The sequence below is a fragment of the Joostella sp. CR20 genome, assembly GCF_038433465.1.
Lineage (GTDB): Bacteria > Bacteroidota > Bacteroidia > Flavobacteriales > Flavobacteriaceae > Galbibacter.
The window spans coordinates 93,232-114,047 of sequence record NZ_JAESVF010000001.1 but is presented as its reverse complement, the minus strand read 5'-3'; the positions used below and the strand labels follow the sequence as shown (position 1 = coordinate 114,047).

Below are 20,816 nucleotides of genomic sequence, written 5' to 3'. Positions count from 1 at the left end.
AAGTAAAATTTACTTCGGATTTTTTTATGTTATAAAATTTAATTTGAAAATGTTGTTTTAAATTACCAACTTCCTCCAGCACCGCCACCGCTAAAGCCACCACCGCCGAAGCCTCCACCAAATCCGCCTCCTCCGAAGCCACCTCCAGAAGAACCGCCAAAGCCACCGCCACCAAAGTTTCCGCCACCGCGCCCCATATTACTCAAAATAATCATATCGAGTAAATCTAAACCACCACCTTTACGAGTTCGGTTGCCACCATTTCCGCCACCACGGTTGTTCTTTGAAAATATGATAAGGATGATTATAAAAACGAAGAAAATAAAAATTATAGCTCCAAAACCACCACTGCCAGTAGAATTGTTTTTTCTTGCCTGTGGCGTTCCTTTGTATGTCCCAGCAAAAAGTTGAATTAAAGCATCTGTACCCTTATTGAGGCCACTATAATAGTTTCCCGTTTTAAATTCAGGAATAATAACATTTCTAATAATTTCTCCGTTTATACCTGCGGTAAGTTTCTGTTCGAGACCATATCCAGGAGCAATCCAAATTTTACGTTCTTGTTCTGTTAGGAGAATAAACACCCCGTTATCTTCTTTTGCCTGTCCAACGCCCCATTCGTGCGCCCATTTTGGAGCTAGCGTTCCAATATATTCCCCGTTAATTGTAGGTACTGTAGCAATTACAATTTGAGTACTTGTGGTATCGGCGTAATTAATCAGTTTTTGTTCTAAGGCTGTTTTTTCTGAACTCGAGAGAACATTTGCATAGTCGAATACACTGGTTTCGATATTCGGTTTTTTAGGAATATCAAATTGCGCATGTATCGATTGTAAAAAAATACATCCGAAGAGAAATAGTAGGAATACAATTTTTTGTTTTTGCATTAAAATTTAGCTTTTCGAGATTTGGTCTGGTAATTCGTTTACATCGTCGTGTTGCCAAGGAAAATGTTTTTGTAACTCTTCGCCAGCTTTTAAAATACCTTCTACAAGGCCGTCTTTAAAACGCTTGTTTCTAAAATGGTTTTGGATGATGTCTTTGGTGCTATTCCAAAAATCTTTTGGAACTACCTTGTCAATACCTTTGTCGCCGTAAATGGCAAATGTTTTATCGTTGGTAGCAACATAAATAAGCACTCCATTTTCATCTTTGGTGTTATCCATTTTTAGAAAATGAAATAACTCGTGCGCACGTTCTAAAGGTGTTTTTTTAGAAGTACCTTCAATGTGTACACGAATTTCTCCTGAAGTCTCTTTTTCTGCTTGCCTGATAGCGTTTACAACTTCGTTTTCTTCTTCGGAAGTTAAAAACGCCTCCACATTAGATGTTTTCATTTAAATGGAAAGTTGTTAGTTAAAAAGCTGCTTGAAGAATTGAATAAGTGTCATTCTGAATTTAGTTCAGTTTAACAAATAACGTTACCCTTCAAACAGCTTTTAAATGTATTTTATTCATCAAAATTAAAATCTACGTCAACAGGTTTTTCTGCACCTGCTTCTGCATCGAAATACGGTTTACCTTCAAAACCAAACCATCCAGCAAGAATGCTATTTGGAAATGTTTTTACGTGGTTGTTGTACGGTTTAATAGCCTCGTTATAGCGTACTCTGGCTGTTTGGATGCTGTTTTCTGTACTTGTAAGCTCGTCTTGTAATTTTAAGAAATTTTGATTTGCTTTAAGTTCTGGATAACGCTCAACGCTCACCAAAAGTCTGCTTAACGCACTACTTACACCCCCTTGCGCTTGGTTAAATTGCTCCAATTGCTCTGGTGTAATATTTTCTGGGTTGATGTTAACTTGTGTAGCTTTTGCACGTGCCTCGATAACATCTGTTAATGTTTTTCTTTCGAAGTCGGCTGCACCTTTAACTGTGTTTACAAGGTTCCCGATAAGGTCGTTTCTACGTTGGTAAGCTGTTTGTACATTTCCCCAAGCTTCCGAAACGTTTTCGTTTAATTGAACCGCTTTGTTGTTAAATCCTACAGCCCAATTGTAGAGCCCAAAACCAATAATTGCTAGGACAATTAAACCAATAATCCACTTTTTCATTTTACGTTACTTTTTTAAGTTGTTAATTTTTATTGTAGGTGGGGTGTGTTTTCGATTTAGAAAACTTTTTCAAAATTCAGTAATAAAATCGAAAATAGAGAAATAATTTTATAATTGATCTTTAATTTTGATCAATTCGGCTTTTACCCCTTCTAATTTACGAATTATCTCAAAATTAGAAAGTGCTTTTTGCTTTTGTTCTTTTAAATGAAGCTTTGCACCGTCGAGTGTAAACCCACGCTCTTTTACTAAATGGTAAATAAGGCTGAGGTTTTTTAAATCTTCTTGTGTAAACTTACGGTTGCCTTTTGCGTTTTTTTTAGGCTGAAGAATATCAAATTCCTTATCCCAGAAACGAATCAAAGAGGTGTTTACATCAAATGCTTTGGCAACTTCGCCAATACTGTAATATCGTTTTTCTGGAAGATTGATATGCATTAGTCAAGCGATTGGTTTTCTTGTGATGCAGCATGTAATAATGCTTCGTATTCTTCCGAAGATAAACTTCCGTAGTAGAAATTAATCGGGTTAATTCGGTTTCCGTCCTTCCAAACTTCGTAGTGGCAGTGTGGTGCTTGCGAGCGCCCAGTACTTCCAACCAAACCAATAAGGTCGCCTCTTTTTACTTTTTGCCCTTGGCGTACTTTGTATTTACTTAAATGTCCGTAAAGGCTCATATACCCAAAACCATGGTCTATACGGATATGCTCTCCATATCCCGAAGATTTATTGTCGGCACGGGTTACAACGCCATCGCCCGTAGCATAAACTGGAGTACCTCTAGGAGCGGTAAAGTCCATTCCGTAGTGCATTTTTCGAACCTTTGTAAATGGGTCGGAACGCCATCCATAACCAGAAGCCATACGTGTTAAATCTTCATTGCTTACAGGTTGAATAGCAGGGATAGCCGCCAAAAGTTTTTCTTTCTCTTTCGCGAGTTCGGTAATTTCATCAAGCGATTTCGACTGAATTACCATGCGCTTTTGAAGTTTTTCTAACTTTTTGGTAGCGTCTATAATTAAATCAGAATTGTTAAACCCTTCTAAGTTTTTATACCTGTTAATCCCTCCAAAACCCGCTGTTCGTTGTTCTTTAGGAATCGGACTCGCTTCAAAATACAGGCGGTAAATATTGTTGTCGCGATCTTCTATATTGGCAAGCACTTCTTCCATTTGCGCCATTTTGTTTTCCAATAACTCAAATTGAAACTCAAAGTTTTTTAATTCCCTCGCTTGCGATAGCTCTTTTGGAGTGTTCACCAAATTGGTGTTTAATAAAATAAGTAAGCAGATGCCGCCAAAAAGAAAAGCCGCCAAAATAAATAAGCTAATGTTTACAACCTTCTTACCTTTTTTAGGCTCAATCCTTCTATAAGATAAAGTTTCAGAATCGTAATAATATTTTACCTTCGCCATTAGTTTAAATATTCTATTTTTGCTACGTAAATTATTGTAGAGCTAATTGTGTAACGAGCAAATATATAAATTGTTTTTCAGTTAGTGTAATTTTTAGAAAAAGTTAAGATTTTATGATGAATTCCAAAGAGATAAGAAAGCAGTTTTTGAAGTTTTTTGAAGCTAAGGGTCACGAAATTGTCTCTTCTGCACCTATGGTAATTAAAGACGATCCAACACTGATGTTTACCAATGCAGGGATGAATCAGTTTAAAGAATATTTTTTAGGGAATAAAGTACCTAAAAATCCACGTGCAACCGACACCCAAAAGTGTTTGCGTGTAAGTGGAAAGCATAACGATTTGGAAGAAGTAGGGAAAGATACCTACCACCACACCATGTTTGAAATGCTCGGAAACTGGAGTTTTGGCGATTATTTTAAAAAAGAAGCCATACAGTGGGCGTGGGAATTGCTTACAGAAGTTTATAAAATAGACAAAGATATTTTATACGTTACTGTTTTTGAAGGTGAATCTTCGGAAGGGCTTCCGATTGACCAAGAAGCGTATGATTTTTGGAAAGAAATTATTCCTGAAGACCGAATTATCCTCGGAAATAAAAAAGATAATTTTTGGGAAATGGGTGACCAAGGACCATGCGGACCGTCGTCGGAAATTCATGTAGATATTCGTTCAGCAGAAGAAAAAGCAAAAATTTCTGGAGCTGAATTGGTAAATAAAGATCATCCGCAAGTTGTAGAGATTTGGAACTTGGTATTTATGGAATTTAACCGTAAAGCCGATGGTTCTCTCGAAAAATTACCTGCGCAACACGTAGATACGGGAATGGGATTTGAGCGTCTTTGTATGGTGCTTCAAGATAAAAAGAGTAATTACGACACCGATGTTTTTACCCCGCTTATTAGAGAGATAGAAACCATTACCAATTCTAAATATGCACAAACCGAAGAGGTTGATATTGCCATTCGTGTAATTGCCGACCACGTGCGAGCGGTTTCTTTTGCTATTGCCGATGGGCAGTTGCCAAGTAATACGGGTGCTGGTTATGTAATTAGAAGAATTTTGCGTCGTGCAATTCGCTACGGATTTACATTTTTAGATCAAAAAGAACCGTTTATCTACAAATTGGTAGATACACTTATCAAGCAAATGCATGAGTTCTTTCCGGAGTTACAAAAGGAAAAGAATATTATTATCAATGTAATTCGCGAAGAGGAAAACTCGTTTTTAAGAACTTTAGCACAAGGTTTGGTCTTGCTCGACAATATAATTGGAGCCAATAATGGTAAAACAATAGCAGGAAGCAAAGCTTTTGAGTTGTATGATACCTATGGTTTCCCAATCGATTTAACTGCGCTTATTCTTCAGGAAAAAGGATATCAGTTAGATGAAAAAGGATTTCAAGAAGAATTAGAAAAACAAAAAAATAGATCGAGAGCCGCTACCAAAGTCGAAACTGGCGATTGGGAAGTGTTAATCGACGACCCAATTGAAGAATTTGTTGGGTATGATACTTTAGAAACTCAAGTTCGTATTACGCGTTACCGAAAAGTAGAGAGTAAAAAAGATGGCGAGTTGTATCAGTTGGTGTTTAATATTACACCTTTTTATGCTGAAGGAGGAGGACAAGTAGGAGATAAAGGTTACTTGGAGTCTGCCAATGGCGATGTAGTGTATATCATCGACACCAAAAAAGAGAACAACTTAATTATCCACTTTTCTAAAAACTTACCTAAAAATCTAAACGATCCGTTTAGAGCGGTGGTCGATGAAAAACAACGTAGCCGTACAGCTGCAAATCATACCGCAACACATTTATTGCATCAGGCGTTGCGTAGTGTTTTAGGAACGCATGTAGAGCAAAAAGGAAGTATGGTCCATAGCGGATATTTGCGTTTTGATTTTTCGCATTTTGCAAAAGTTACTTCCGAAGAACTTACACATATTGAAGATTTTGTAAACGCTAGAATTCGCGAGCAATTGCCTTTACAAGAAAATAGACATATGCCATATCAAGAAGCAATCGATCAAGGAGCTATGGCTCTTTTTGGCGAAAAGTATGGCGATTTGGTGCGTGCCGTTAAGTTTGGTGAGAGTATGGAACTTTGTGGAGGAACGCATGTTGCAAATACTGGAGATATTTGGCATTTTATTATTACGAGTGAAGGCGCTGTAGCTGCTGGAGTTCGTAGAATTGAAGCAATATCTTTTGATGCTGCCAAAGAATATTTTGCAAAACAAACAGCTGCTTTTAATGAGGTGAAAGCGGTATTGAAAAATAATGCTACCGACCCAATAAAAGCGATTACTGCCTTGCAGGATGAAAACGCTGCGATGAAAAAACAAATCGAGCAGTTGTTAAAAGACAAAGCTAAAGGATTGAAAGGCGAACTAAAAGCAGAACTTGAAGAAATTAATGGTGTTAATTTCTTGGCTAAAAAAGTAGATTTAGACCAAGGAAGTATCAAAGATTTAGCATTCGAATTAGGAAGTGAGTTTAAAAACTTGTACTTGTTATTTGCTTCGGAAGCTGACGGAAAAGTGATGCTGACCTGTTATATTTCAAAAGAAATTGTAAAAGAGAAAGCACTCAACGCAGGGCAAATTGTTCGAGAATTAGGAAAGCTAATTCAAGGAGGTGGAGGTGGACAACCATTCTTCGCAACAGCTGGAGGAAGAAACCCAGAGGGAATTCCGCAGGTACTTGAAAATGCTAAAGGATATATTTCATAAAGTTGATAAATAATAGAGTGCGATAAAGGAGTTCGACTCGTTATCAATAAAATTAAGAGACTGTCTCAAAAGTTTAATTTAATGTCAAACTGAATTTGTTTTCAGAATGATGTATTAAATGCTTTTGAGGCAGTCTTTTTTTATTTTCCCTTTTGTTAAAATATTCTAAACAGTTAAACCTTTCTTCTAAAACAATGTCTTAGAGGTATAACAGTTTAAAATAATAAAAAGATGAAAAAGACACTAAGCTTATTATTACTAGTAATAATTACAGGAACAACATTTGCTCAAGACGGACCAAGAGAAAAACGTGGAGACGAAAATAGAAAAGAGCGTAGAGAAGATTTTAGAAAAGAATTTGCCGATTTATCTCCTGCACAAATAGCTACTTTACAGACTAAAAAAATGGCTTTGGAGTTAGACTTAACAGAGGCACAACAAAAAGATGTTTTGAGTTTGAATACGGAATTGGCAACAAGCCGTAAAGCGCAGATGGAAACAATGAAAGCTAAAAAAGAAAGCGGAGAGAAACCAACTTCTGATGAGCGCTACGCAATGATGAATAAAAGATTAGACGAGCAATTGGCGGTTCAAACCAAAATGAAAAAGATATTGAATGAAGATCAATACAAAATGTGGAAAAGAAACCAGCATAAAAAAGGTGGTAAAAAGCCAATGGGAAGAAAAGAAGGCATGCATGCTAGAAAATAATAGTTTGATTTGCTCACCACAGTGAGTTATAATAAACAAAACCCTCAAGATTCTATTTTGAGGGTTTTGTGTTTATAAGTTAATATAGAATTTATGAGAATTAACAATTTGAATGCTAAATATTTTCATGAATTTCCTTTAATTTATATAAACCAAAACCTTGTTATGATGATAAAAAACAACCTACTTCCAATTTTCTTAATGTTCTTTTTTATTGTATTTAGTTGTAGCAACGATGATGATACAGCTCCCCCTATTACTGCCGAAAATACATTTTCATGCAAAATAAATGGTAAGCTTTTTATTCCCAAAGATCACGGAGGATTTCCTGTAATATTAGATGGAACGAGTGTTAATTTAGCTCAGAATAATTCATGGCGATTCATCTTTGGAAATAGATCTACGGATGTTTACATCTATTTGCATGAAGTTGAAAAGACTGGTAGCTATTCATTGAGTACTTCAGAAGGGCGAGGGGATTTTTTTCAAAAGAATGAAAATCTTATAGAATTAGATTTAAGTCCATGGGACAGCAATATAGAACATATTTCTACACTGGAATCAGGAGAAATAGAAGTTTTGGAGCTAGAGGTTAATAAGCGTATAGTATTGGAGTTCGATAAGATAACTTTGGTTAATAAAGACGACGCTAGTGATAAGGTAGTTCTTACCGAAGGGAAGTTGAATATAAACCTAGAAACACTCTATGGTGAGAAGAATTAAATAGTGTAATTATATTGTTAATTTATTTTATAGTCTTGTTTTTTGGTTAAGAATTCCTTTATAAGAATTCCTTTAATTTATATAAACCAAAATCTTATTATAATGAAAAAAAATAGCCTACTTCCAATTTTCTTAATGTTCTTTTTTATTGTATTTAGTTGTAGCAACGATGATGATACAGCTCCCCCTATTACTGCCGAGAATACATTTTCATGCAAAATAAATGGTAAGCTTTTTATTCCCAAAGATCACGGAGGATTTCCTGTAATACAAGAAGGGATTTATTCTTTTGCTGATAATGATGGATCTTGGTTTTTTGAATTTGGGAATAGATCCGCAGATGTATATATTTATTTAGTAGAGGTTAATAAAACAGGAAGTTATACTTTAGGGTTGTCTGAAGGTAGAGCGCATTTTTATCAAAAAACAGAAAATCTTATGGAGGTTGATCTAGACAATGTCACTGGTTCTACCCATATTTCTACAATGCAATCAGGAGAAATAGAAGTTTTGGAGCTAGAGGTTAATAAGCGTATAGTATTGGAGTTCGATAAGATAACTTTGGTTAATAAAGACGATGCTAGCGATAAGGTAGTCCTTACCGACGGGAAGTTAAATATAAACCTAGAAACGCTCTATGGCGAAGAAAATAACTAGTTAAGCTTATGGATGATAATATCAAAAAAATATTTAAAACCTCTCTCAAATTTTACATTTTTAAGAGAGGTTTTTATGCTATAAACTCTTAACCACTTTGGCGGCAGCTTCAATGGTTTTGTCTAAATCTTCATAAGTTAATGCGTCATTTAAAAACCAGCTTTCAAAGGCGCTAGGCGGAAGGTAAATACCTTCGTTTAACATTCCGTGGAAAAACTTTTTAAAGTATTCGTTATTTCCTTTTGCTGAAGTTTCAAAATCGTATACTTCGTCTGTAAAGTGGACAGAAATCATCGATCCTAAGCGGTTAATGCAATAGGTAAGTTCTGTTTCTTCAAATACTTTTTCCAAACCTTTGTGTAGGTATGCCGTTTTATCGTCTAAGCTTTTGTAAATATCTTCATGTTCCGATAAGGCTTGAAGCATGGTAAGTCCGGCTGCCATAGCAAGTGGATTTCCGCTTAAAGTTCCGGCTTGGTACACAGGGCCAAGTGGCGCCAAATGGTTCATTATTTCATTTTTTGCAGCAAAAGCACCCACTGGTAAGCCGCCACCAATAACCTTTCCGAAGGTAACAATATCGGCTTTTATATTTAAGCGTTCTTGCGCACCACCTTTGGCAAGTCGGAAACCAGTCATTACTTCATCAAAAATAAGTAAAGTGTTATGGGCATCGCACAATTTGCGTAAACCTTCTAAAAAGCCTTTGTTAGGAATGATGCATCCCATGTTTCCGGCAACAGGTTCAATAATAATTGCTGCAACTTCATTTTTATTAGCTTCAAGAAGTGCTTTTACATTTTCTAAATCGTTGTAATTGGCGAGTAAAGTGTCTTTGGCAGTACCTTGCGTAACACCAGGACTATTTGGACTTCCGAAGGTGACAGCACCACTTCCTGCCTGAATTAAAAACGAATCTGAATGTCCGTGGTAGCAACCCGCAAATTTGATGATTTTATCTCTTCCGGTATAGCCTCGAGCCAATCTTACTGCACTCATACATGCTTCGGTTCCGCTATTTACAAATCGAATTTTATCGATGTTTGGCACCATAGCAACTGCAAGTTTAGCAATTTCGGTTTCTATTTCGGTTGGCATTCCGAAGGAAGTACCAAGTTCAGTTTTTTCGATAACAGCATTAACAACAGGTTGAAAGGCATGCCCTAAAATCATAGGTCCCCAAGATGCAATGTAGTCTATTAATTTATTTCCGTCCTCATCATATAGATAGGCGCCCTTTGCTTGTTTTACAAAAATTGGATCTCCGCCAACAGCATTAAATGCTCTTACAGGAGAATTTACACCGCCAGGGATGTATTTTTTAGCTTCAGCAAAAAGTGCACTACTTCTTTTGTATAACATGTGTTTTGTTTTAGTTAAGATATAATATTTGTCCGATTTGAATATTATTATCTTTTAATCCGTTTTTTCTTTTGATAGCATCGACAGATACATTGTAGCGTTTGGAAATAGAGTAAAGTGTATCTCCTTTTGAAACCCGATAAGTTTGTTCAGCTACTTGTTTTACACGTGCAGGGTTGGTACCCAGAACGGCAGCGTCGTATTTGTAAAGTTCGTATTTTTCTATTAAACTGATGAGTTTTTCAGGATATCGTCTGTCAGTTGCATAACCTGCATTTCGAAGTCCTTTTGCCCATCCTCGGTAATCGTCTTTGTCTAAATCAAACAAAAATGCATACCTACTTCGGGTTGTTAAAAACTCGGAGTGATCTTGATAGGAAAGTTCTGGGTATTTGTATTTTCTAAAACATTCGCCTCTTTCATCGTCGTCGTGATACGCCCGTTCGCCTGTCCATCCTGTGTGGCATTTTATTCCGAAGTGATTATTAGCTTTTCTTACCAATTCACCTTTTCCTGCACCACTTTCTAAAATTCCTTGTGATAAAATAATACTTGCTGGAATGCCGTAATTGCGCATTTGGCGTTGTGCAATCGGACTAAAAACATCGATATATTCTTCAACAGTGGCCGTATAAACAGTTGTTCTAGAAGTAGATTCTAGAGTTTCGGTATGATTGTAAGTAGGTTCTGTAGTTCGGTCTGTAGGTTTTGTACGCGTGTGGGTAGTGTGTTTTCTAGGGTGTTTTTTGGTAGCAACAGCTTTTTTTTTACTGTCGCAGCTAGCTAACGAAATTATAAGGAAAATAAAAATGAGGCGTTTTATTAGCATTGTATTAATGGTAAATTCTTTTGTTTTAAATGGCTATTCATCCCTGCGATTCCTTGTAGGCCGCCTGTATGAATGGCGAGTATTTGTGTGTTTTCTTCAAAATAACCTTTTTTTATCAGATCAATAATTCCGAAGAGCATTTTCCCAGTATAAATTGGGTCTAGCGGAATTGCGGTTCTTTCTTTGAAATGATTTATAAATTCAACCAAATCAGTATTTATTTTGGCATAACCACCAAAATGATAATCTGTAATAAGTTTCCAGTTACTCTGTGTGGCAAATTTACATATTTCTGTTTGTAAAAAATCACCTTTTAAGGCCGGAAAGCCCAAAACTTGTTGACGTAGTCGTGAACAATTTATAAGTCCAGCAATGGTGCCGCCTGTGCCAACTGCTGAGCAGACATAATCGAAATTGAAATCGGAGGTTTCTAAAATTTCTTCGCAACCTTTTACCGCATGCTTGTTGGTGCCACCTTCGGGTACTAAATAAAAATTGCCAAAAGTATTTTGTAGCGATTTTATAAAGTTCGAATCTTCTTTATTTCTGTAGTCTTCTCGGCTTACAAACTTAAATTCCATCCCGTGTTTTTGCGCAAAAGTGAGGGTTGGATTTTCATTGATTTTCGAAGCGATTTCTTCGCCTCTAATAATTCCAATAGTTTTATAACCTTGTTCAAATCCTGCGTAAGCGGTTGCAGCAATGTGGTTTGAAAAAGCACCTCCAAAAGTGAGTAGCGTAGTTTGATTTTGCTTTTTTGCTTCTTCAAGATTGTATTTTAATTTTCTGAATTTATTCCCAGAAATAAACGGATGAATAAGATCTTCTCTTTTGATAAAAAGTCGAACTTTCGCCTTTGTAGTTTCTTCTAAAATAACTTCTTGATTGTGCACAGCTATAGTGTTCTAAAAACAAAGATACAACAAACCAGTTATAGAAAAGCTGAACGATAAATTTTGAAAAAAAGCTGTTTGAAAAATTTAATTTTTTGTAAAACCGTGTTTAATTCGGTTACTCATTCTGCTAAAAACTAATATGATGAGTAAATGATAAAATTGACCTATTTAAAAAGCATGTGAAAATCAAGGAAGCAGCGTGGGCTGTTAGATAAAAAGCTGTTTGAGCGTAGCGAGTTCTTTTTATCTGTGGCGGTTGTTTCCGTAGATTTCTCATGCTTTTTTAATCAGTCTTGACTTTTTTGTTTCGTTTTTGTGTCAAGACAAAAATGAAAGTATTAATAAATAACTGAAATACAAATACTTAAATGTATCTATGTTGATATTTATATCGAACTGAGGTTAAGTATGAATGTTAATTTTTAAATACTTTTCAAACAGCCTTTTTTGCATTTTAGAGTTTTTGAGCTCCTTTTTGGTTGTTGAATTTTTGAAAATAAAGTTGCTGAAGCGAATCTGCCATTCGCATCATTTGTTGCATTTGTTTTTTAGGGTCTAAAAATTCATTTTGAAAGATTCTGTCATGAGAAAATGGCATTTGAAAAATAGTATCATTGTCAAAACTCATAAAGTCATCAAACAAATTAGCTGAAAACTTGCTCTGAAAACCTTGCATGATACTGTCCATTTGTTTGTCAGTAAAGTGCGAGTCGTTTGATGAGTACGACCATACATAAGTAGAATCCATACGGATAACATTACCATTTTCATCAACTTCTTTGTTTACTGTCCAACGTTCGTTGGGTTTGTTTTTAGAGATTTCTTCTGAAGAAGTTTCGTTATTTTTTTCTTGTGCAGTGCAAGAAATCATCATTAATAACGAACAAAATAAAACTGTTTTTTTCATGATATTTCGAAATTAATTAAACGTTTTAATAGCACAAAAATTCAGAAAAAAACAAGCAAAATAAATGCCAATTTGATGTTAAGAAGCGTTAAAAATATACCTAACAAAACTCCATAACCTACGGTTTTCGATGTAATCTAACCGATGTTCGTTTTGATATGCTTCTCTTTCAAAACTTATATTTCTATAGGCTTTGTGAAAACTTTTATAACGAATAAAACCAACAATCCATTCAAAAAAATACAAAATGTAAAAAGGGAGAATTAGCAGTTCTAATTGCTGCTGAAGGTGGATGCGCTCGTGATTAATCAAAATTTCATCGTGTTTTAAATTTTGTTCTTTCAAGATAATTACTGGCCATAATGTGAGCCCGATATATCTTTTGGGAAATATGTATTTAAAAATTAGAATCATAAAAACACTTGCTGGCAGAGCCGTAGTTTTCTGTTATCTTTGTAAAGATAGAAGGATTTGTTGTTGTAAAAATTTATTTCAAAAGTTTTTAAACAGAAATTATTAACAGCGTAAAATTAACACCCTTTTATTGAGTATATTATAAAATGAAGAAGATATTAAAACCAGAAGAAGGCGATTATTATTTGTCTCCACAAGGATACCGAGTTTTTACCGAACAATACCATTTAAAACGTGGTTATTGTTGCGAAAATGGTTGTAAACATTGCCCATATGGTTTTAAAAAGAACAAAAAATAATACAAATGATAACTACACAAAATACATTTTCGAGCGATATTTTAGAAGGAATTCCAACTAAATTACCACCAAAAAAAACGTATGATACGAGTGTAAATCATGCACCAAAACGCAAAGACATTTTAACTGCTGAAGAGAAAAAATTAGCGCTTAAAAATGCTTTGCGATATTTTGATAAAGAGTTTCATGCTGAATTATTACCGGAATTTAAAGAAGAATTAGAAACCTACGGACGTATTTATATGTATCGTTTGCGTCCAGATTACGATATGTATGCGCGACCAATTGACGCATATCCTGCAAAGTCTAAGCAAGCTGCCGCGATTATGCTGATGATTATGAATAATCTCGACCCAAAAGTGGCACAACATCCGCATGAATTAATTACCTACGGTGGTAATGGGGCTGTTTTTCAAAACTGGGCGCAATACCGTTTAACGATGCAATATTTGGCAACTATGAACGACGAACAAACATTGGTGATGTATAGCGGACATCCAATGGGGTTGTTTCCATCTCATAAAAATGCACCGCGTGTAGTGGTTACCAACGGGATGATGATACCTAATTATTCTAAGCAAGACGACTGGGAAAAGTTTAATGCTTTGGGAGTTACGCAATACGGACAAATGACTGCGGGAAGTTATATGTACATCGGTCCGCAAGGAATTGTTCATGGAACCACTATTACTGTTTTAAACGGATTTAGAAAGATTGGAAAAGACCCAAAGGGAAGTGTTTTTGTAACTTCTGGTTTAGGTGGAATGAGTGGAGCACAACCAAAAGCAGGAAACATTGCAGGTTGTATTACAGTTTGTGCTGAGGTCAATCCGAAAGCTATAGAAACACGTCATTCTCAAGGTTGGGTAGATGAAGTTATTACTGATGTTGATACCTTGGTAACTCGTGTGAAAAAAGCAAAAGCTGATAAAGAAACCGTTTCTATTGCTTACCAAGGAAATGTGGTTGAAGTATGGGAAGCATTTGATAAAGAAGAAATTCATATCGATTTAGGTTCCGACCAAACATCGTTACACAATCCTTGGGCTGGAGGGTATTATCCTGTGGATGTAAGTTTTGAAAACGCTCAAAAAATGATGGCTTCGGATGTTGAAACTTTCAAACTAAAAGTACAAGAAAGTTTACGCCGACAAGCTTCAGCAATAAATAAACACACGCAAAAGGGGACATACTTTTTCGATTACGGAAATGCCTTTTTGTTGGAAGCTTCTCGTGCTGGTGCCAAAATATATAAAAATGAGAATGGAGAGTTTGTAGACTCCTCTTCCCTTCGGGAAGGGGATGGGGGATGGGCTTATCCGAGTTATGTGCAAGATATCATGGGGCCAATGTGTTTTGATTATGGATTTGGACCTTTCAGATGGGTATGCGCAAGTGGTAATCAAGAAGATTTAAAAAAGACCGATGCCATAGCTTGTGAGGTTTTAGAGCGCATCAAATTAAACGCTCCAAAAGAAATTCAGCAGCAATTAGCCGACAATATTCAGTGGATAAAAGCAGCACAAGAAAATAAATTGGTGGTGGGGTCGCAAGCACGAATTTTATATGCCGATGCCGAAGGTAGAATTGAAATTGCTAAAGCTTTCAACAAAGCCATTTCAGAAAATAAAATAGGAGAAGTAATCTTAGGGCGCGACCATCACGATGTTAGTGGTACCGATTCTCCGTACAGAGAAACTTCAAATATTTACGACGGTTCTAGCTTTACAGCAGACATGGCTATTCATAATGTAATTGGCGATAGTTTTAGAGGAGCAACGTGGGTAAGCATACACAATGGTGGTGGTGTAGGTTGGGGCGAAGTAATAAATGGTGGTTTTGGTATGGTTCTTGATGGTACTGAAGAAGCAGCTAAACGTTTGCAATCCATGTTGTTTTGGGATGTGAATAACGGAATTGCTAGAAGAAGTTGGGCAAGGAATGAAGAAGCCGTTTTTGCAATAAAACGTGCCATGCAAAACGAACCGAATTTAAAAGTTACGTTGCCTAATTTTGTAGATGAAGAGCTGTTGTAAGATTTAAAACCAAATGCTTCGGCAAACACTAATACTATAAATTTTTAAAAGGAAACGATATGAAAACATTTAAACTATTCGCTGGAATATTGCTCTTAACTTTATTGATGAGCGCTTGTGCTTCAATAAATGTCTCAAGCGATTACGATCGTCAAGTAGATTTTAGTCAGTATAAAACTTTTGCATTTTACAAACCAGGTATTGATAAAGCAGGGATTTCTGATTTAGATAAGAAAAGAATTTTAAAAGCTATTCAATACGAATTACAAAACAGAGGCTACCGTTTATCGGAAAATCCAGATGTTTTGGTTAGTATTTTTACCAAAGAAGTAGATAGAGTAAATGTGTACAACAACGTTGGTTGGGGCTGGGGTTGGTATGGAAACCCTTATTGGGGAGGTGGTTATAACTCTGTTACCACAGAAACTGAAGGGTCTTTATATATCGATTTGATTGATGCTGGTAAAAAAGAATTAGTTTGGCAAGGAAAAGGTACAGGAAACCTTGTAACCAACGGAAACTTAGCAAAAAAAGAAGAGCGTATTTCTGAGTTTGTAAAAGAAATTTTAGCCCAATTCCCTCCAATGACAACACAAGTTGCAATGGCGAAATAAACGTTTGCCATTTATAATATGGTTTTAAACAATGAATAAAATAATGTGTTGATTTGTAAAATCTTCACTTAAGTTTTAAAAGCTACTTTTTTTAAGGTAGCTTTTTTTCTAGGTTTTTGTATTTTTAAAACATAAATGAAAAGTATATGGAAACTGCTTATAAAAGTAATCCCCTTTTAGATCGATTACCAGCGCATCTAAAACAGTTTATTAAGCCGCAAAATTACGATGATTACACATCAATTAATCAGGCGGTGTGGCGTTATGTAATGCGAAAAAATGTAGACTATTTGAGTAGAGTTGCACACGAATCGTATACTGAAGGATTACAAAAAACAGGGATTTCCATAAACAACATTCCGAGTATGTACGGAATGAATCGTATTTTAAAAAATATTGGTTGGGCAGCTGTTGCTGTGGATGGATTTATTCCACCAAATGCTTTTATGGAGTTTCAAGCGTACAATGTTTTGGTGATTGCTTCAGACATTCGTCAACTAGAAAATATAGAATACACTCCAGCTCCCGATATTATTCATGAAGGTGCTGGACATGCACCCATCATTGCAAATCCAGAGTATGCTGAGTATTTGAGACGTTTTGGTGAAATAGGTTGTAAAGCAATTTCGAGTGCTAAAGATTATGAAATGTATGAGGCTATTCGTCATTTGTCTATTATCAAAGAAGCCGAGGGAACGTCAGCTTCAGCAATAAAAGATGCCGAAGAAAAAGTAGCTTTCTTGCAAGAAAATATGGGGCAACCTAGCGAAATGGCATTGATTCGGAATTTACATTGGTGGACGGTAGAATACGGACTCATAGGAACGGTTGAAAACCCTAAAATATACGGCGCAGGATTATTGTCGTCTATCGGGGAAAGTAAGTGGTGTATGACCGATGAGGTGAAAAAAATACCGTATTCTTTAGATGCTGCTTATCAAGATTTTGATATTACCAAGCCGCAACCACAGCTATTTGTAACCCCCGATTTTGCGCATTTAAGTTTGATTTTAGAAGAATTTGCCAATACCATGGCATTGAGAAAAGGCGGATTGTCTGGACTTGAAAAACTTATAGAGTCGAAAGCTTTAGGGACTTTAGAGTTGAGTACAGGGATACAAATTTCTGGAGTTTTTAATAGAGTAATTGCTGCTGAAGGAAAACCAATTTATTTTCAAACTAGCGGGAAAACGGCACTTTCGTATAAAGATAAAGAGCTTGTTGGTCATGGAACTATTCAACATTCACAAGGTTTTGGTAGCCCTGTTGGGAAATTAAAAGGGATTAATCTTGCGATTGAAGATATGAGTCCGCGCGATTTAAAAGCGTATAATATTTATGAAGGGCACCAAGTAAATTTGGAGTTTGAAGGAGGTGTTACAGTTTCGGGAACCATCATTACAGGAACTCGAAACTTAATGGGGAAAATTATTCTGATAAGTTTTAAAGATTGTACGGTAACTTATAGGAATGAGGTTTTGTTTCAGCCGTCAAACGATATTTACAATATGGCGGTTGGGAAAGAGGCTATCTCGGCTTATAGTGGTCCTGCCGACATACAAAGTTTCGATTTAATTACGCATGTGCCTTCAGAAAAAACAATAAAACAAACCAAAACCGATACTACCAAAAAGTTAGAGGCGTTATACTTACAAGTGCGTGAATTTAGAGAGGGCAAAAACAGAACAATTTCAAGGCACAAAGTGTTTGAGCAAATACAAGAATTTTTTCCTGAAGATTGGTTGCTTTCGGTTGAATTATACGAGTTGGCACGAATGAGTGGAGACGATGAGTTTTCAGCAGAAATAAAAGCGCATTTAGAAACAGTGAAGCAAAATAAACCACGCGTAGGTCATTTAATAGATGACGGAATTTTGTTGGTTGACGGTGCTTTTGTTCAATAAAAATAAGAGAATTACAATTGAAAAAATATATATTTATTCTAGGGTTTATCTTGGCTCAGGTTGCGTGTAAAAACGACGATGTGCAAACTACAAAACTCACAACCGACGCCGATTCGCTACGTTTACAACAACGAAAAGAAAAGGTGCTTACAGACGAACAGCATATTAAAAATATGCTTCGTAAAAAGAACAATCAACTACAAACTAAAGATTCTGTTTTTTACACAGCTACCATAAAACGCCCTGTAGATTCTTCTTTTATTGTGATGAATTTATACGGAAAAGCCAAGCGTCAAGGAAAGTTGCAAGAGTTTAAAAAAACGGCAATTATTAAAGACGGAAAAACAATTACTTCTGAAATTTCAGGGAGTGTTTTCAGAATCGATAACGTAGCCAAAAATCAGTATAAAATATATACTCACGATGCTTCACAGCACAGTTATGCTGCATTTGATGTAGACTTTGATGAAGAGCCAGTAAGTATTAAAAAAGCGACAAAAACAGCCAATTTTTACTATAATTTACTTCCGAAGAAAACATTTACATATTCTATTGATAATAAAGATAAATTCTTCTCGATTCGGAAAGATAAGTTAGTTCTTAACGACACTATTTTGGATACATTGGCAAATGGCGGAAAAGTTTATAAGTCGGTTGCGTTACTGGATTCGCAAGAAGCTGCAGGCTTAAATACGTACTATTTTGTAGACAGTGTGAGTGTTTTGGAGAAACTCATTATTAGAGATACTGCGCGCGTTTTAACCAATATTACTTTAAGCGGAAAGCGTTTTGATGGAGTTTCTACTACCAACTACAGCAGTGCATTTGTCAACGATTCTATTTTTCAAAGTTATGAAGTAACCGAAAAGCAGACTAAAAACTCAGCGCATGTAGTAGCGTACGCAACCGATTCTGTTGTTCGGAATTATCGATACAATAAGAATTTTAATTTTTCGCTTCTCAACACCAACGCATACCAATCGGAGCAATCGTATCCGCAGTTTTACAAAGCGTTAATCGATTCTACTTTTTACGTGTATAGCAAGCCTTTTGCAATGAATAAACAAGAGCTTCGTTGGCGTTATTCGGTGCGATATACGCGAAAAACAGTTGCCAATCCTATGCCGATAGAAGTTTCAGTTTCTAAAAAAGAGTTGATAAAAAATGTGGATAGTAGTTTTGTTTTTGAAGCGCCTTTACAGCCGATAAAGAAACCAATTAAAATAGAAACTTTGTCGGAGCAAAATTATAAAGTATCCGATTTTGATATCAATTTTGATGGATATACTGATTTTAGTTTCCCTGAAGGCTTTGACTTAAACCAAAATGCTACTTACGCGGTGTATTTATATCGCCCAGAGAAGCAAACTTTTATTAAAAATAACACTTTTACAGGGCCATCTATGGCGCCGTATATTCTGATTGACAAGGACAATAAATCGGCTATTTACACTTCAAAAATTGGGAATAACAACTATAGCGCCCGAATTGTAAAAATAGGAGACGATGGTAAAGTGCTGTACAAAGAAACTTATTGGAGCACTCAAACAGGAGGGAAGATTAAAATTCATTATCAAAAAAGTCAAGGGAATGCCGTTGTTGAAAAGCAAAACGATATTGCCAAGTCTAAAAATTGGAATGCTAAAGATTTTAAAAATGAGTTTTTGAATTGGGTGAAGGAGCGAACACAGTAGCTTTTATTAGTCTTTTAAAAGCTGAATTTCTTTAGCTTGTTCAATAGTTTTTTGGTTATACACCAATTTCCAACCCATAGTATTGGTAAGAATATAAAATCGAGAAAGCTCTGTGATAAGTCGGTTTTCGGCGTTTTCTTCAAGCTTAGATTCTTTTATTTTTTTCTTTATCGCAATATTTACTTGGTCTTTTATCTTGTTAAAGTCGTTGGCGTTAAACGGATTTAAATAATCTCCAGAAACATCGTAATATTTTAAATCTGGAAAAATCTTCACTTCGGGTTCTGGAATATCAGTAATGTATAAGGTTTTGTTAGCCTCATCAACTTTAAAAGTTACTTTACTGAGGTCGTAAGCTATCGTTACATCTGCATTTGCGATAACCAAAGCTTTTTTTTCCGTAGTAAGTAAATTGGCAAAAATCTTTTCTGACTGTTGGTAATTAAACACCTGAGAAAAATGCCCTTCGGTAACTACTAATTTGCGAACATTTTTTATTTCTTGCTGAAGTAATGCCGTGTTTTCTTTTAAAAATTGCGCACGGTCGTCGTATCTTTTATAAACTTGATATGCCCATAAAATGAGCAAAGTAATGATAATCCCGAAAAGTACTTTTCGCATCTTAAAAAGTTATATGTGGATGTTTTTCTGAAAGATACATAATTTTCTGTTGAAGTTTTTCTTGAAACTTTTTAAACTCATCACTTTCAGTATTAAATGGTCGATGCTGAAGTCCGTTTTGAATTTTTTCAACATCTTTCATAGTAGTTTCAGCTTTAGAAGAAATCCAAATCTGCTGAAACTTCTCCCAGATATACGAAATAGCAGTTTTGTTTGGGTGAATCATGTCTTCAGCGTAAAAACGATAATCGCGTAATTCGTCCATCATAATCTCGTATGCAGGGAAATAATTAAACTTCGAACTTTTAGTAATGGTGCTTTGAACAGCCGAGATTAAATGCGCTTTACTGTGTTGGTTTTCCGTAAATCCATCTTTTAAATGGCGAACTGGAGAAACCGTAAAAATAATTTCTGCCTTCGGATTTAGTTGCTCGATAAGAGCAGTGATATTTGCTAAAGATGTTTCAGTTTCGGAAACCGAAAGCAACTGTTTCGAGAATTTGGTTTGTGGTACTTTATGGCAATTCGCAACCAATTTTTGAGTTTCTAAATGTTTATAACCCCAAGCGGTTCCTAGTGTAAAAACGATATGAGTGGCACTTTGAATGGATTTTAAAGTAGCTTCGAGCGCACTGTTGAGATTGTTTAGAAAAGCTTCTTTGTTTGGATTGCTTAATGCTGAATGAACTTCGAAACTATGCCAGCGTTCATTGAGGAAGAAAATATCGTTTTCGGTAAACTCTTTTTGTGTGACAATTCGCTCAATGTTATTTTCTAAAGCTTTCGGATGAAATAAAATTCCAAACGGATTTACAAGTGTTTGAAGCTTATAAAAATTAAGTTTCTCGCCTATGTTTTCCACAAAACAAGAGCCCATTAACAACACTTTAGATGTATAATCTATTTGATTGTTTGCTGTCGTTAACGGGACTTGTGTTTGTAGTTTCAT

At 35.7% G+C, this 20,816-nt stretch carries 21 protein-coding genes; 9 read left to right on the top strand and 12 right to left on the bottom strand.

All coding sequences use genetic code 11. The features are described from left to right. Positions 1-62 precede the first annotated feature (62 nt). The 5 genes from JMA43_RS00540 to JMA43_RS00520 all read right to left on the bottom strand — a co-directional run bounded on the left by JMA43_RS00540 (position 63) and on the right by JMA43_RS00520 (position 3,468). Positions 63-887, bottom strand: a complete 825-nt coding sequence (locus JMA43_RS00540; protein ID WP_342153863.1) for a TPM domain-containing protein — start codon at positions 885-887, stop codon at positions 63-65. A 6-nt stretch (positions 888-893) separates the two neighbouring features. Continuing rightward, positions 894-1,337, bottom strand: coding sequence for a TPM domain-containing protein (locus JMA43_RS00535; RefSeq protein WP_342153861.1), 444 nt, complete (start codon positions 1,335-1,337; stop codon positions 894-896). 113 nt (positions 1,338-1,450) lie between these two features. Next, positions 1,451-2,053 carry a LemA family protein gene (locus tag JMA43_RS00530; protein WP_342153859.1) on the bottom strand — a complete coding sequence of 201 codons (603 nt, stop codon included), beginning with the start codon at positions 2,051-2,053 and terminating at the stop codon, positions 1,451-1,453. A gap of 108 nt (positions 2,054-2,161) precedes the next feature. Beyond that, positions 2,162-2,491, bottom strand: a complete 330-nt coding sequence (locus JMA43_RS00525) for a MerR family transcriptional regulator (RefSeq protein ID WP_342153856.1) — start codon at positions 2,489-2,491, stop codon at positions 2,162-2,164. Then, positions 2,491-3,468 (bottom strand): M23 family metallopeptidase, encoded by a 978-nt coding sequence (locus JMA43_RS00520; protein WP_342153854.1) that lies wholly within the window; start codon positions 3,466-3,468, stop codon positions 2,491-2,493. The genes JMA43_RS00525 and JMA43_RS00520 overlap by 1 nt, the downstream gene beginning before the upstream one ends. A 116-nt stretch (positions 3,469-3,584) precedes the next feature. Here JMA43_RS00520 and alaS point away from each other — a divergent pair, with 116 nt between their 5' ends. The 4 genes from alaS (at position 3,585) to JMA43_RS00500 (ending at position 8,291) form a co-directional block, all read left to right on the top strand. Next, on the top strand, positions 3,585-6,200 hold the full coding sequence (gene alaS, locus JMA43_RS00515; RefSeq protein ID WP_342155092.1) for an alanine--tRNA ligase: 2,616 nt from the start codon (positions 3,585-3,587) through the stop codon (positions 6,198-6,200). Between the two features lie 231 nt (positions 6,201-6,431). Continuing rightward, complete coding sequence (locus JMA43_RS00510; protein ID WP_342153852.1) at positions 6,432-6,911, top strand: hypothetical protein; 480 nt, start codon at positions 6,432-6,434, stop codon at positions 6,909-6,911. 93 nt (positions 6,912-7,004) lie between these two features. Further along, a complete protein-coding gene (locus JMA43_RS00505) occupies positions 7,005-7,634 on the top strand; it encodes a hypothetical protein (RefSeq protein WP_342153850.1) in 630 nt (209 codons plus the stop codon). A gap of 102 nt (positions 7,635-7,736) precedes the next feature. Further along, entirely contained in the window at positions 7,737-8,291 is a 555-nt protein-coding gene (locus JMA43_RS00500) for a hypothetical protein (RefSeq protein ID WP_342153848.1), read from the top strand. Between the two features lie 78 nt (positions 8,292-8,369). Here the strand turns inward: JMA43_RS00500 and hemL are convergent, their stop codons facing one another. The 5 genes from hemL to JMA43_RS00475 form a co-directional block, all read right to left on the bottom strand. After that, positions 8,370-9,653: a glutamate-1-semialdehyde 2,1-aminomutase gene (gene hemL / locus JMA43_RS00495; RefSeq protein ID WP_342153846.1), complete on the bottom strand. Its 1,284-nt coding sequence runs from the start codon at positions 9,651-9,653 to the stop codon at positions 8,370-8,372. Between the two features lie 10 nt (positions 9,654-9,663). Further along, entirely contained in the window at positions 9,664-10,482 is an 819-nt protein-coding gene (locus tag JMA43_RS00490; RefSeq protein WP_342153844.1) for a glucosaminidase domain-containing protein, read from the bottom strand. Continuing rightward, positions 10,476-11,375, bottom strand: coding sequence for a 1-aminocyclopropane-1-carboxylate deaminase/D-cysteine desulfhydrase (locus JMA43_RS00485; protein WP_342153841.1), 900 nt, complete (start codon positions 11,373-11,375; stop codon positions 10,476-10,478). Before JMA43_RS00485 ends, JMA43_RS00490 begins: the two co-directional genes overlap by 7 nt. Before the next feature lie 457 nt (positions 11,376-11,832). Continuing rightward, positions 11,833-12,285, bottom strand: coding sequence for a hypothetical protein (locus JMA43_RS00480; RefSeq protein WP_342153839.1), 453 nt, complete (start codon positions 12,283-12,285; stop codon positions 11,833-11,835). A gap of 78 nt (positions 12,286-12,363) precedes the next feature. Then, complete coding sequence (locus JMA43_RS00475; RefSeq protein WP_342153837.1) at positions 12,364-12,699, bottom strand: hypothetical protein; 336 nt, start codon at positions 12,697-12,699, stop codon at positions 12,364-12,366. Positions 12,700-12,845: 146 nt separating this feature from the next. Here JMA43_RS00475 and JMA43_RS00470 point away from each other — a divergent pair, with 146 nt between their 5' ends. The 5 genes from JMA43_RS00470 (at position 12,846) to JMA43_RS00450 (ending at position 19,246) form a co-directional block, all read left to right on the top strand. After that, positions 12,846-12,998: a DUF5522 domain-containing protein gene (locus tag JMA43_RS00470; protein WP_342153835.1), complete on the top strand. Its 153-nt coding sequence runs from the start codon at positions 12,846-12,848 to the stop codon at positions 12,996-12,998. A 5-nt stretch (positions 12,999-13,003) separates the two neighbouring features. Continuing rightward, a complete protein-coding gene (locus JMA43_RS00465) occupies positions 13,004-15,034 on the top strand; it encodes a urocanate hydratase (RefSeq protein WP_342153833.1) in 2,031 nt (676 codons plus the stop codon). Positions 15,035-15,093: 59 nt separating this feature from the next. Further along, a complete protein-coding gene (locus JMA43_RS00460) occupies positions 15,094-15,648 on the top strand; it encodes a DUF4136 domain-containing protein (RefSeq protein ID WP_342153831.1) in 555 nt (184 codons plus the stop codon). 146 nt (positions 15,649-15,794) lie between these two features. Then, on the top strand, positions 15,795-17,552 hold the full coding sequence (locus JMA43_RS00455) for an aromatic amino acid hydroxylase (RefSeq protein WP_342153829.1): 1,758 nt from the start codon (positions 15,795-15,797) through the stop codon (positions 17,550-17,552). 17 nt (positions 17,553-17,569) lie between these two features. After that, positions 17,570-19,246 (top strand): XAC2610-related protein, encoded by a 1,677-nt coding sequence (locus JMA43_RS00450; protein WP_342153827.1) that lies wholly within the window; start codon positions 17,570-17,572, stop codon positions 19,244-19,246. Between the two features lie 6 nt (positions 19,247-19,252). On the opposite strand, the gene JMA43_RS00445 is transcribed toward JMA43_RS00450, so the two are convergent. Next, a complete protein-coding gene (locus JMA43_RS00445; protein ID WP_342153825.1) occupies positions 19,253-19,867 on the bottom strand; it encodes a DUF4230 domain-containing protein in 615 nt (204 codons plus the stop codon). A 1-nt stretch (position 19,868) separates the two neighbouring features. Then, positions 19,869-20,816, bottom strand: coding sequence for a GSCFA domain-containing protein (locus tag JMA43_RS00440; protein ID WP_342153823.1), 948 nt, complete (start codon positions 20,814-20,816; stop codon positions 19,869-19,871).

Coding starts and splice junctions, on each gene's coding strand:
- JMA43_RS00540 (WP_342153863.1), bottom strand. CDS start 887: ATGCAAAAACAAAAAATTGTATTCCTACTATTTCTCTTCGGATGTATT.
- JMA43_RS00535 (WP_342153861.1), bottom strand. CDS start 1,337: ATGAAAACATCTAATGTGGAGGCGTTTTTAACTTCCGAAGAAGAAAAC.
- JMA43_RS00530 (WP_342153859.1), bottom strand. CDS start 2,053: ATGAAAAAGTGGATTATTGGTTTAATTGTCCTAGCAATTATTGGTTTT.
- JMA43_RS00525 (WP_342153856.1), bottom strand. CDS start 2,491: ATGCATATCAATCTTCCAGAAAAACGATATTACAGTATTGGCGAAGTT.
- JMA43_RS00520 (WP_342153854.1), bottom strand. CDS start 3,468: ATGGCGAAGGTAAAATATTATTACGATTCTGAAACTTTATCTTATAGA.
- alaS (WP_342155092.1), top strand. CDS start 3,585: ATGAATTCCAAAGAGATAAGAAAGCAGTTTTTGAAGTTTTTTGAAGCT.
- JMA43_RS00510 (WP_342153852.1), top strand. CDS start 6,432: ATGAAAAAGACACTAAGCTTATTATTACTAGTAATAATTACAGGAACA.
- JMA43_RS00505 (WP_342153850.1), top strand. CDS start 7,005: ATGAGAATTAACAATTTGAATGCTAAATATTTTCATGAATTTCCTTTA.
- JMA43_RS00500 (WP_342153848.1), top strand. CDS start 7,737: ATGAAAAAAAATAGCCTACTTCCAATTTTCTTAATGTTCTTTTTTATT.
- hemL (WP_342153846.1), bottom strand. CDS start 9,653: ATGTTATACAAAAGAAGTAGTGCACTTTTTGCTGAAGCTAAAAAATAC.
- JMA43_RS00490 (WP_342153844.1), bottom strand. CDS start 10,482: ATGCTAATAAAACGCCTCATTTTTATTTTCCTTATAATTTCGTTAGCT.
- JMA43_RS00480 (WP_342153839.1), bottom strand. CDS start 12,285: ATGAAAAAAACAGTTTTATTTTGTTCGTTATTAATGATGATTTCTTGC.
- JMA43_RS00475 (WP_342153837.1), bottom strand. CDS start 12,699: ATGATTCTAATTTTTAAATACATATTTCCCAAAAGATATATCGGGCTC.
- JMA43_RS00470 (WP_342153835.1), top strand. CDS start 12,846: ATGAAGAAGATATTAAAACCAGAAGAAGGCGATTATTATTTGTCTCCA.
- JMA43_RS00465 (WP_342153833.1), top strand. CDS start 13,004: ATGATAACTACACAAAATACATTTTCGAGCGATATTTTAGAAGGAATT.
- JMA43_RS00460 (WP_342153831.1), top strand. CDS start 15,094: ATGAAAACATTTAAACTATTCGCTGGAATATTGCTCTTAACTTTATTG.
- JMA43_RS00455 (WP_342153829.1), top strand. CDS start 15,795: ATGGAAACTGCTTATAAAAGTAATCCCCTTTTAGATCGATTACCAGCG.
- JMA43_RS00445 (WP_342153825.1), bottom strand. CDS start 19,867: ATGCGAAAAGTACTTTTCGGGATTATCATTACTTTGCTCATTTTATGG.
- JMA43_RS00440 (WP_342153823.1), bottom strand. CDS start 20,816: ATGAAACTACAAACACAAGTCCCGTTAACGACAGCAAACAATCAAATA.